We start from the raw sequence: 11,221 nt of genomic DNA on the forward strand, positions 1-11,221 counted from the left end.
TGAAAAGAATGGCAAATGGCAAACAGATTACAACTTCCGACATTCGAAAAAAGAAAGAAGCGAGCATTCCCATTACGATGATGACAGCTTACGACTTCCCATCTGCCAAATTGGTTGAAGAAGCGGGAGTGGACATGATATTGGTAGGGGACTCGTTGGGGATGGTCGTACTCGGTTATGATTCTACGATCCCCGTGACGATGGACGACATGATACATCACACAAAAGCAGTGACGCGCGCAGCAAAACGAGCTTTCGTCGTAACGGATCTACCGTTTTTGAGCTATCACGGAACGGTGGAGGAAGCGGTGAAAAATGCAGGTCGACTCATGCAGGAAGGCTTTGCAAAAGCCGTCAAAATGGAAGGTGGTCGAGAACTTGCCCAGCTCGTTACACGTTGTGTACAGGCAGGAATTCCGGTTGTCGGACATATCGGCTTGACACCACAATCCGTTCACCAGCTCGGAGGCTACAAAGTGCAAGGGCGTGACCTGGCACAAGCTCAGCGGCTGCTGGAAGACGCCATCGCTTTGCAGGAAGCGGGAGCATTTGCGATCGTGCTGGAGTGCGTACCAGAGGAAGTGACGGGAATGATCTCCCAAAAATTGGACATCCCGATAATCGGCATCGGTGCGGGCGTGACTTGCGATGGACAAGTTCTCGTCTTTCATGACGTGGTAGGCTATGCTTCCCAAATTACACCTAAGTTTGTGAAACGGTATGCAGAAATCGGGGACACAATCCGTGAAGCAGTAGCCGGTTACGTGAAGGAAGTCGAGGAGCGGCGTTTCCCTGCCCCTGAGCACGTGTTCCACGCTTCGGAAGATACGATCAAACAGTTGTACGGTGAAGGAGTTGCCCAATCATGATACAGACCTTGCAGCAGATTTCAACCATCGCAGACATGCGCGTTCATATACAGGAAGCACGACGTCAAGGGAAGAAAATCGGCATCGTACCGACTATGGGATTCTTGCATGATGGTCATATGAGCCTCGCGAAGGCAGCAAGAGAAAAATGCGATCTGGTCGTCATGAGTATTTTTGTCAATCCGCTGCAATTTGGTCCAAATGAGGACTTTGAACGGTATCCGCGCGACATTGAGCGCGATCGGGAGTTGGCCCAATCAGGTGGCGTCGATCTGTTGTTCACGCCTGAAGTAACTGAGATGTATCCAAAACCGATCTTGACCAATATTTCGGTATCCAATGTAACGGAGCTGCTCTGCGGGAAATCGCGCCCTGGACATTTTGATGGTGTCGCGACTGTAGTGACAAAGCTTTTCCAGATCGTTCAGCCTGATTTTGCGTTCTTTGGACAAAAGGACGCGCAACAGGTCGCAGTGGTTACGCAAATGGTATTTGACTTGTCGATGCCTGTTCAGATCGTACCATGCCCAATTATTCGTGAAGCGGACGGCTTGGCAATGAGTTCACGCAATGTGTACTTGTCGCAGGAGGAGCGCAGTGAAGCACTCGTTCTCTCCCGTAGTCTGAAGCAAGCGGAGGCTTGGCTAGCAGAAGGCGTTGCGCTGCCTGAAATTCAAAAGCGCATGATTGAGATGATTTCAGCCATGCCGCTTGCTTCCATTGAATACGTGGAGGTGCTGCGTTACCCTGACCTAGTGCCAGTAGAGCAGCCCATTCCGGGAGAATCGATCATCGTGGCGTTGGCTGTCCGTTTCGGGAAGACACGTCTGATTGACAACTTGATTACCTACGTCTGAGACGTACAAGAGACAAGGGGAGGGATTACCTGTGTTCCGCACAATGATGAAGGCTAAAATCCACCGTGCAACGGTTACCGAAGCGAATTTGAATTACGTCGGTAGCATTACGATTGATAAAAATCTGATGGATGCGTTGGATATATTGCCAAATGAAAAAGTACAAATCGTCAATAACAACAATGGCGCAAGACTAGAGACGTACGTAATCGAAGGAGCACCAGGAAGTGGAGTTATTTGCTTGAACGGTGCCGCTGCCCGTCTCGTACAAGAGGGGGACATTGTCATTATCATCGCCTATGCTATGATGACTGACGAAGAAGCACGCACGTACAAACCACGTGTTGCCATCATGGACGAAAAGAATCAAATCAAAGAATTGCTCGGAGAAGAAATCCACGCGACCATCCTCTAAGTAGTCTTTGATCTGCATAGAGCCACCCACCTTGTGAGACAATGAGAGTACTCACGCCTCATAGGGGGTGGCTTTTGCGTGAAAATAGAAGACTGGTTCCAAACGCTGCGATCAAAAGCGGAAACGATCGAAGAGAAATGGTCGGATGCATCTGAGCAGGAAAGGCTGCAGTTTGCCGATCAATTGTTTTATTTGCGTCAAGTAAGCGATACCGTCGTCGACTTGTGGCTGCAGTTTGAGGAGCGCTTGTCCAATGCCATTCGGAAGATCAAGCAAATGGAAGGACAGCTACCTGCCGAGGACAACCATACACAAGTAGCTGTGGCCAACGAAGCATCCAATAAGAATACGCTGAAAAAAGAGCCCGGTTCAGCTATGCAAAAAAGCGGGAATGAAAGCGTGAGTCCGTCAAAAGATACCAATCCGTACGAGCCCATGTTTCGACGTGGAGAAGGCTTTTATCATCTGCGCATGTTTCAGGATGCAAAAAAGTGCTTTGAGGAATTGATCCAGCTATCTCCTGATTGGGAGAGTGGCAGATTGTACTATGCCTACAGCCTGTTATTTTGCGAGGAGCAGGAGCATGCTTTTCGTGAGTTCCGCTTACTGAGTAGGTCAGCCAGTTCACCTACTGTGGTATCGAGCAGTTTCAATGCGATGGGCTGCATTCTTGCTGAAGAAAAGCATTGGCTGGAAGCCGTACAAGCTTTTAAATCATCCCTCGAAGTGAAGTCCGAACAAGAAGAAGCTCGCTATAATCTGGCGCTCTGCTACCTCAAGGACGGGGATGCCCAAGAAGCAATGGATGAGATCGAGAAGTACTTGCAAAAGGACGAAGACGATTGGGAAGCGCAAATGCTTTGGTTGCGTGCAGCTCAACTGCTTCAAACGATGGATGAATCCACAGAGCTTTCGCCTCCCGCTTCGTTGCAATTGCCGACTCGCGATCTGGATAACGATACATTGCAGGAAATGGCTTCTTTGTACGAGTCCGTCGGGAATTATCATCGTGCCCAAATTTGCTATCACTTTTTGACGGAAAGACTGCCAAGAGAAGGTTGGACTTGGCATGGATTAGCCTGGAACACGTGGCTGATCGCAGGGACCAAGCGGGCATTGACTTTACTCAAAAAGGCAATTAGTCTCGCACCGCTTCATGACGATTTTACCTTTAGCTACGGCTGGATGCTCCTGTTCGATGGTAAGGTGGACGAAGCGATGGGGACATTCCGTCATATGCTCGAGAAAGACAAAGACAATCGGCTGGGGCAGTCCGGGATGATCTCCGCTTATGAAAAGATCGGGGAACTACAGGCTGCGAAACGTTTGGCCAAAGAGTTCACTGAAGATCAGGAGCCATATGTTCGCTCACTCGGATATTTTCATCTGGGACGGTTGGCAGTGGTCGAAGAGAACTGGCGAATAGCGGAACAGTATTTTCAAAGGACACTCCCGCATGCCAATCAGTTTCGGGAAGTACCGATTTATATGCAGCTATGCGCGAGCAAATTAGGAGAGCGAGTTTCCATTACAGAACTGCTCCAGCCATAACTGTGCAAAAAAGCAGGAAAAACCCCCGCCGTTGCCGAAGAATGAGGAGGGGAGCGGATGCAAGGATCCGCCCAGGTTACGAGGTGACAAACGTTTGAATCGATTATTAGTTGTAGACTTTGAAACAACGGGAAGCCATCCGCGCCAAGGGGACAGCATCATTCAGATCGGAGCGGTAGCGATCGATGATGGGCAAGTGACAGATAGCTTCTCCACTTTGGTGAATCCCGGACAGCCTATCCCGCCTTTTATTACGCAATTAACGGGGATTACGGAGGAAATGGTAGCAGACGCTCCGTCCCTCGAAGAAGTCTTTCCACGGTTACTCCGAATGCTGGATGGACGGGCCTTTGTCGCCCATAATGCAAGTTTTGATCTCCAATTTTTGCAAGAAGCCCTGCTGAGTCAGGGCTATTATGCATTTGATGGCTACGTACTGGATACGGTGGAGCTATCGCGAGTATTGATGCCTACGCAAAATAGCTATCGTCTCGGTGAATTGGCGTCAGAATTGGACATCGAGCACGAAAACCCCCATCAGGCAGACAGTGACGCGATGGCAACCGCCCAGCTGTTTCTGCATCTGATGGACATTTTGGAAAATATGCCATTAGTGACAATTCAGCGGTTACAAATGCTGGTCTCTTCCTTTCGTTCGGATATCGACGCGCTTCTGAGATATGTGGAAATGGAAAAGATGGCGACGATCCCTCAACTAGATGCAGAAACTAGCCCGAACGAACCTTCAGGGATGTGGGATATTTATCGGCAATTGGCTCTGCGCAAGCGGGAGGAAAAACTGACTGCTTCCTTCCAGCGTCCCGAGCACGAAGAAGTGCCGGAGATACCTTTTGCAGAGATGTTAGAAGGTGTCATTGGCGAGCAGGGAACCATGCCCGTACATGTGCCAGGCTATCAGCGTAGAAACGCTCAAGAAGCCATGATGCACGCTGTATTCGAGTCGATGGAGGATGGCTCTCATCTCCTCATAGAAGCGGGAACTGGAACGGGCAAGTCGCTAGGCTATCTGCTACCGGGTATCATTTGGGCCAAGCAGAATCAACAGCAACTGGTGGTCAGTACGAATACCATCCAACTTCAAGAACAGTTGTTTACTAAAGAAATCTTGACCTTGCAGCAGACTCTCCCTTTCGAATTTACAGCCTCGACGTTAAAGGGAAGAGGGAATTACTTGTGTCTGCGTAAATTCGAGCAGGCATTGGAGGAACCAGTCGAAGGTAGCAGTCAGGAAATGCGTCTGGTCAAAGGACAAATGCTGACCTGGCTGACTCAGACGCAGACAGGTGATGTGGAAGAACTGAGCATGCCTCCGACTGGACAGATGTTTTGGCAGCAGGTCAAAAGCGATACCGGTTCTTGCTTGAACAGAGCTTGTCCATGGTTTAGTCGATGCTACTACTTTCAGGCAAAGGATCGTGCAAAAGACGCAGATGTTCTGATCGTCAACCATGCGTTACTGATCAGTGACTTGAAAGCAGAAAACAGGATCCTCCCTCCCTATGAAGTAGCGATTATCGATGAGGCACATCATCTGGAAGACGCTGCGACTCAGCATATGGGCAAGCAATTTACCACGACACAGCTGCTCTTTTTGTTCGATCGAGCTTCTGTGGAAGAAGGTGGCGTATTGTCCCGCTTAGCGGAAGAATGGGAGAGCTGGCTAGGAGCGCCGCAGCCTTTTGTTTCGGAGCAGTTGGCAGAGCTCAGGCAGTTGTCTTCCCAATTACGAGACAAGGCGCAGCATTGGACACAGCTCTTGTACGCATGGGCATCGGATCGGGCAGAAGAAACGACTGATGCAGGACGAGAAACGGTCCGCTATCGTATGGAATCCTTTTCTGGCAAACACGAGAGGATTAAAAAATCGACGAGCAAGCTCATCGAGAGCATGACGGCTTTTGCTGAAGTTCTGGAGCGGCTTGTTCAGGGTATTCCGAGCGAAGAAAAACCGCCATTTGCGTTAAGAAGCTTGCGAACGGACCTCTTGGGGTTATTGAATGAGTGGCAAAAAGTCGTGGAGCTGTTGCATTTCTTTCTGCTGGAGCAAGATCCAGGGTACGTGTACTGGATGGAAGTAGAGTCTCGGACAGCACGTAAGCAGGTGCATCTCTGGGCAGCGCTGTTGAAAGTGTCCGATTCCTTGTCAGAACCGCTGTTTGCCCAAAAGCAGAGTCTGATTCTCACGTCGGCGACATTGACGGTGAAGAACAGCTTTTCGTACGTGATGAGCCGTTTCGGTCTAGATCAGTTGCCGGAGTCGCGTGTCCGTACGCTATCGCTACCTTCTCCTTTCGCATACGATCAACAGGGGTTGCTGCTTATACCGGCAGATTTTCCGGCACCGGCCAAGGAAAACGATCAAACGTATCTGGACGCTGTGGTGCAGGGCTGTATAGATGTCGTGAAAGCTTCGAAAGGCAGGACAATGATTTTGTTCACCTCACACTCTATGCTGCGCCTCGTGTATTACGCGATGAAGGAACGGTTCGCGAATGCTGAAGAATCGTATACGCTTTTGGGACACGGCATCGACAGCAACAACCGAAGCAAGCTGGTAGGTTTATTTCAAACCGTCGAGAAAAGCGTGCTACTTGGAACGAGCAGCTTCTGGGAAGGAGTGGATATCCCAGGGGAAGCCTTGAGCGCTCTGGTGATTGTCAGGCTGCCATTTACTCCTCCGAATCATCCGGTCTACCAGGGGCGTGCGGAATTGCTAAAGACTGAAGGGAAAAATGCTTTCATGTCGATGGCTCTGCCACAGGCTGTCATCATGTTCAAGCAAGGTGTAGGGAGATTGATTCGCCATCATCTGGATCGCGGCGTCGTCATTGTTTTGGATACGCGAGTGGTGGAAGCCAGATACGGTCGCTCCTTCTTGCAATCCTTACCGCCATACCAGGTAGAGAGTGGTCCGTGGCCAACGCTGCGCGAGAGAATTGCGACTTTCCTCGGTCTGCCCTCCCTGCTTGACTCATAAAATGAAGCAATAGTCTCCCAGGGATTTAGGTGATAAAATAGATGGGATGGAAAACAAAATGGCGCTGGTTACTGCTGGGGTTTTGCGCGGCGTTCTTCTTGGCATACTCACTCGATAGCAGGTCGCAGAGTGCTGTGAAGGTGGAAGATCCGTATGCCAGTGAGAATGAGCAAGACTTCCTCGGTCTTGTCATTACCTATTTTGCACTTCCTCATGGCGAAAGCACGCTCATCCGATTGCCCGGTGGCAAGACGATGCTGATCGATACGGGAAGTGCAGAGGATTGGCCTGTTTTGTTTGAACGATTGTCAGAGCGAAAATTGACGAGGTTGGATTACGTAGTCATTACGAACGATCAACCGGAGTATGTGGGTGGCTATCCGCAGCTTACAGAGCAGTTTTTGATTGACACCGTGATTCTCCCCAAACTAACCCTGCAAACGATCACCAAAGCTCTTCCCATGCATCCTCCCCAAAAGCGGATGGCACTCATTAATCAGTCTGAACTGAAGCTGGGAGACGTAGTGAGCATGCAGGTGTTGCTACCGGAGGAGCCGCTGTTTTTATCTCCTCAAAATAATTCGCTGGTTTTTCGCTTGCAGCATGGTCATTTGCGTTTTTTGTTTACCAGTGGAATCAATGAGAAAGCGGAAGAACGGTTGCTGGAACGTCATGCAGATCAGTTAAAAGCCGAGGTGCTGCAGGTCGGGGACCAGGGAAGCAATCAAGGTTCTTCCCAGCCTTTTCTCACTCAGGTAGACCCACAGGTGGCCATTATCCAAACGGGTAAGCTCCGTGACGATATGAAAGAAAGCCATTCCGAAGTACTGGAACGATTGGGCGAATCATGGGCAGAGACGTACATGACCAGTCACGATGGGAGCATCACGATCTTGTCGAATGGAAAGGACTACCGGATACTGAAGCAAAAGAAATAAAGAGGGGAGACCGAACGTGGCCAAACACGAAAAGATTTCGGAAGCGGTCGTCCGCCGTTTGCCGATTTATCTACGCTACCTCAGTTATTTGCAACAAGTGGGGGTGGCAACTGTCTCCTCCCAACAAATGGGCAAGAATCTGGACGTCAACCCAGCGCAAATCCGAAAAGATCTCGCCACGTTCGGGGATTTTGGCAAAAAAGGGATTGGCTATGATGTCAATTACCTGGTGGAAAAAATTCGCCAGATCCTCAAACTGACCGATGAAATTCGGGTTGCATTGGTTGGGGCAGGACACTTGGGCCATGCGATCAGTAATTACAACGCTTATTTGAAGGATAACATGCGGATTGCAGCTATTTTTGACTGTGATCCCGATAAGCTGGGAAAACATGTGGCAGGTATTCCGATTCAGCCTTTGGAAGAGCTGGCTCAGACAATCGCTGATCAGCAGATCAAGTTGGCGATTATCACGGTTCCTGCACCAGCAGCGCAATCCGTATGTGATCAATTGACTGAAGCGGGAATAAAAGGGATTTTGAACTTTGCGCCAACCACCATTCGTGCTGGCAAAGATGTGCGAATCCACTATGCGGATGTGACATCCAATCTGCAAAGCTTGGCTTATTACTTAACGTAAAGAACGGAGTGTATTCATGAAGAAAACGATCCTGATCCACGCAACTGTTATTACCGTAAACGATAGCAACGAAGTCATCCACGATGGCGCCGTAGCTTTTGAAGGCGACACGATTACGTATGTAGGACCTACACCTGAAGATCTCTCTGAAGCTGGCTACGACGAAGTAATCGATCAGAAAGGGGATTACATCCTGCCTGGTTTGATCAATACACACGGTCATGCAGGGATGTCCCTCTTGCGTGGATATGCGGATGACTTGCCATTGCAGCAATGGCTGGAAGATAAAATGTGGCCGTTGGAAGCTCAATTTACGGGCAATCACGTGAAATGGGGCACACAGCTTTCCTTAATCGAGATGATTCGTACTGGTACGACTACGTTCGTAGATATGTACGACCACATGGATGAAGTGGCAAAAGCGGTCGATGCAGCTGGCATGCGTGCACGTCTATGCCGTGGGATGATCGGCCTGTGCTCGGAAGAAGAGCGCCAAGTAAAATTAAAAGATGCGACCGCATTTGCGAAGGAATGGCACAATCAAGCCGACGGTCGTATCACTGTCATGATGGCTCCTCATGCGCCATACACATGCGATCCGCAGTTCATTACTCAGATCATCGAAAAAGCGGACGAGCTGTCGCTGCCACTGCACATCCACATGTCAGAGACTGCATGGGAAGTGGGACAAAACGAACGGGATTACGGTCTGCGTCCAGTAGCTCACCTAGAAAAATTAGGAATGTTTGCGCGCCCGACGCTCGTCGCTCATGCCGTACATCTGACGGATGAAGAGATTGACATTTTGGCAAAATACCAAGTGAAAGTTTCCCATAACGTGGTGAGTAACCTGAAACTGGCGAGCGGTGTCGCACCAGTGCCGAAAATGCTGGCAAAAGGTGTGAGCGTCTCGCTTGGTACAGACAGCTCTGCAAGCAACAACAACCTAAACTTGTTTGAAGAGTTGAAGCTAGCAGCGATCCTTCATAAAGGGGTTAACAACGACCCTGTGGCTGTACCTGCTGAGGAAGCATTGCGTATGGCGACTCGCTATGGTGCAGAAGGTGTGTTCCAGGCTGATAGTCTGGGTACGATTGAAGTAGGGAAAAAGGCTGACCTTGTAGTACTGGACAGTCATCAAGCGCATTTCCATCCGGCGCATGAGCCAATCTCACACGTTGTCTACGCTGCTAATGGTCGTGATGTGAAAGATACGATCGTAGCGGGTAAGTATTTGATGCGCAATCATCAGTTGTTGACCCTGGATGAAGAGCGTGCGATTTTTGAAGCCAACCGCATCTTCCAGACCTTACAACGATAAAAGGCTCCTGTCAGGTGTGGACAGGAGTAAAGAGATGTTTAGGTGTAGGTAGGGGAAATTGGATACAACAACATCAGCATGCCGTGTTCATTTTCGCCACAACTCGGTCAGGGGATGATGGCGAAAATGAAGATTGGGTGTGTGTGACGAGTTACGCAGTGGTGAAGACAAGGCTGCCCAGGAGACGCGGTATTCCTGTAACAAAAACCCTAGTACGTCAGGAGATGTCGTTTGCCCAGAGCTCTTCACGCGCTCACCTCCTCGGGGTGTACATGTAGTATGACCGATGAGACTCATGCTATGATTAGCAACATTTCCGTCCTGTTCTAAAACCTTCCCGTATAGCATAGGCTTAGACAAAAACGGGACAGGGGGGTGTGGACATGTATGTCCGGCCCAAACTGCTTTGGTGGCTCGTACCCATCTTTCTGAGTCTCTTCTTCGTAGGCATCGCTTTAGGGACAATCGGAAACCAGAGCGACATGAAAGGTGGACGAGTCATGGAGCAGGGAGCAGGAGCAGGATATGACTCAGTGACGCTGTCTATGCTTTTGGATCAACTGACGAGAGAGGAAGAGCGAACGTTTGTTGTGTACATGCAAGATCAAGCCTTGAATGGCCGATATCAGCACGATAGCTTTGAGCTATCCGGTGAGATTGCTGGGCATACGCTAGAAATTTCCCGTAACGCCGAACAGAAAGTAAACGTAGTAATAGATGGGCAGACTCAGGAGCATACCTCGTTGCCTTACGCTCTCTACACCCCGCATGAACATGCGGCATTGATTAAAAGTGTCCTGCAGTCCGTGACTCCTCAGTCTGTACAAGACCCGAGCGGTCAAGGCTGGAGGGGATTTCGACTGTCTATGCCGGCACGAGAAGTGACTTCCCTGCTCACACTTTGGTTAGGGCCTTCTTTTCCGATAGACGAGATCACACCAGAACTGGCAAAAGGGATTGAAGTCACCTATCAGCTGTGGTACGAGCCTGCCTCAGGGAGTATTCGGCAAATGGATATTGAGTTGCAAATGAAGACGAGTGCAGGTGAGAAACGCGATGAACTCCGATTCCGCCTGTGACGTCATGAGGAAAAAGGAGTTATTAGACTGTGGCTGTAAGAATAACCGTGGTGGTAATCGCCGCTCTGCTTTTGATTGGAGCAGGATTTACTTACCATTTGACCTCTTCCGTCGTAGGGGAAAGAAATAGCTTTGATGACCAGGTAATGCAGTGGGTTCAAGAACGCACGACGATCAGCCAGGTTGATTCAATTGATGAGTACAGAGGGAAACAAAGTTACGCGGTCGTATTGGGGAAAAACAATGCGGGGACACCTGTCGTTGCGTGGTTGACGGACAAGACTGCAGCATTTGATCGCATGGATCTAGCCGTACCGCGTAAAAACGTAGAGGCTGCCGTGTTAAAAGGATTTCCTCAAGCAACGATCACGCACATTGTTCCTGGCTTGGAAAATGAGAAACGTTTTTGGGAAGTAACACTGACAGATAAGGACGGTCGGTTCCATTATCTTCATTACGATTTGTTTAACGGCACTTTGTTAGCTTCGTATGTATTGTCACCGACTTCCTGAACAAAGAAGTAACGAAAAGACCTTTTCCTATTTGGAAAGGT

The 11,221-nt window shown here is 49.5% G+C and carries 11 protein-coding genes; 10 read left to right on the forward strand and 1 reads right to left on the reverse strand.

Annotated elements, in window-relative coordinates:
- Nucleotides 1-8: 8 nt before the first annotated feature.
- The 8 genes from panB (at nucleotide 9) to AN963_RS06120 (ending at nucleotide 9,589) form a co-directional block, all read left to right on the forward strand.
- Nucleotides 9-869, forward strand: coding sequence for a 3-methyl-2-oxobutanoate hydroxymethyltransferase (gene panB / locus AN963_RS06085; protein WP_055743626.1), 861 nt, complete (start codon nucleotides 9-11; stop codon nucleotides 867-869).
- Nucleotides 866-1,726 (forward strand): pantoate--beta-alanine ligase, encoded by an 861-nt coding sequence (panC, locus tag AN963_RS06090; RefSeq protein ID WP_055743627.1) that lies wholly within the window; start codon nucleotides 866-868, stop codon nucleotides 1,724-1,726. The genes panB and panC overlap by 4 nt, the downstream gene beginning before the upstream one ends.
- Nucleotides 1,727-1,757: 31 nt before the next feature.
- Entirely contained in the window at nucleotides 1,758-2,141 is a 384-nt protein-coding gene (panD, locus tag AN963_RS06095; RefSeq protein WP_055743628.1) for an aspartate 1-decarboxylase, read from the forward strand.
- A gap of 78 nt (nucleotides 2,142-2,219) precedes the next feature.
- A complete protein-coding gene (locus AN963_RS06100) occupies nucleotides 2,220-3,692 on the forward strand; it encodes a tetratricopeptide repeat protein (RefSeq protein WP_055743629.1) in 1,473 nt (490 codons plus the stop codon).
- A 94-nt stretch (nucleotides 3,693-3,786) separates the two neighbouring features.
- A complete protein-coding gene (gene dinG / locus AN963_RS06105; RefSeq protein ID WP_055743630.1) occupies nucleotides 3,787-6,690 on the forward strand; it encodes an ATP-dependent DNA helicase DinG in 2,904 nt (967 codons plus the stop codon).
- Nucleotides 6,691-6,731: 41 nt separating this feature from the next.
- Nucleotides 6,732-7,628 (forward strand): ComEC/Rec2 family competence protein, encoded by an 897-nt coding sequence (locus AN963_RS06110; RefSeq protein WP_055743631.1) that lies wholly within the window; start codon nucleotides 6,732-6,734, stop codon nucleotides 7,626-7,628.
- Nucleotides 7,629-7,644: 16 nt separating this feature from the next.
- Entirely contained in the window at nucleotides 7,645-8,268 is a 624-nt protein-coding gene (locus tag AN963_RS06115; protein ID WP_055743632.1) for a redox-sensing transcriptional repressor Rex, read from the forward strand.
- Nucleotides 8,269-8,284: 16 nt separating this feature from the next.
- Nucleotides 8,285-9,589 (forward strand): amidohydrolase, encoded by a 1,305-nt coding sequence (locus tag AN963_RS06120; protein ID WP_055743633.1) that lies wholly within the window; start codon nucleotides 8,285-8,287, stop codon nucleotides 9,587-9,589.
- An 87-nt stretch (nucleotides 9,590-9,676) separates the two neighbouring features.
- On the opposite strand, the gene AN963_RS31095 is transcribed toward AN963_RS06120, so the two are convergent.
- A complete protein-coding gene (locus AN963_RS31095; RefSeq protein ID WP_161827251.1) occupies nucleotides 9,677-9,838 on the reverse strand; it encodes a hypothetical protein in 162 nt (53 codons plus the stop codon).
- Nucleotides 9,839-9,972: 134 nt separating this feature from the next.
- On the opposite strand from AN963_RS31095, the gene AN963_RS06125 reads away from it, so the two are divergent.
- Nucleotides 9,973-10,668, forward strand: a complete 696-nt coding sequence (locus AN963_RS06125) for a hypothetical protein (RefSeq protein ID WP_055743634.1) — start codon at nucleotides 9,973-9,975, stop codon at nucleotides 10,666-10,668.
- A 29-nt stretch (nucleotides 10,669-10,697) separates the two neighbouring features.
- The gene (locus AN963_RS06130; protein WP_055743635.1) at nucleotides 10,698-11,180 is read left to right on the forward strand and encodes a cell wall elongation regulator TseB-like domain-containing protein; all 483 of its coding nucleotides are present in this window, start codon (nucleotides 10,698-10,700) and stop codon (nucleotides 11,178-11,180) included.
- Nucleotides 11,181-11,221: the final 41 nt, after the last annotated feature.

Origin of the sequence: Brevibacillus choshinensis (genome assembly GCF_001420695.1) — a bacterium.
In the GTDB taxonomy this organism is placed as follows: Bacteria; Bacillota; Bacilli; order Brevibacillales; family Brevibacillaceae; genus Brevibacillus; species Brevibacillus choshinensis.

Bases quoted from the DNA above. Each gene is read 5' to 3' on its own strand.
- panC (WP_055743627.1), top strand. From the start codon at position 866: ATGATACAGACCTTGCAGCAGATTTCAACCATCGCAGACATGCGCGTT.
- AN963_RS06125 (WP_055743634.1), top strand. From the start codon at position 9,973: ATGTATGTCCGGCCCAAACTGCTTTGGTGGCTCGTACCCATCTTTCTG.
- AN963_RS06110 (WP_055743631.1), top strand. From the start codon at position 6,732: ATGGGATGGAAAACAAAATGGCGCTGGTTACTGCTGGGGTTTTGCGCG.
- AN963_RS06120 (WP_055743633.1), top strand. From the start codon at position 8,285: ATGAAGAAAACGATCCTGATCCACGCAACTGTTATTACCGTAAACGAT.
- panB (WP_055743626.1), top strand. From the start codon at position 9: ATGGCAAATGGCAAACAGATTACAACTTCCGACATTCGAAAAAAGAAA.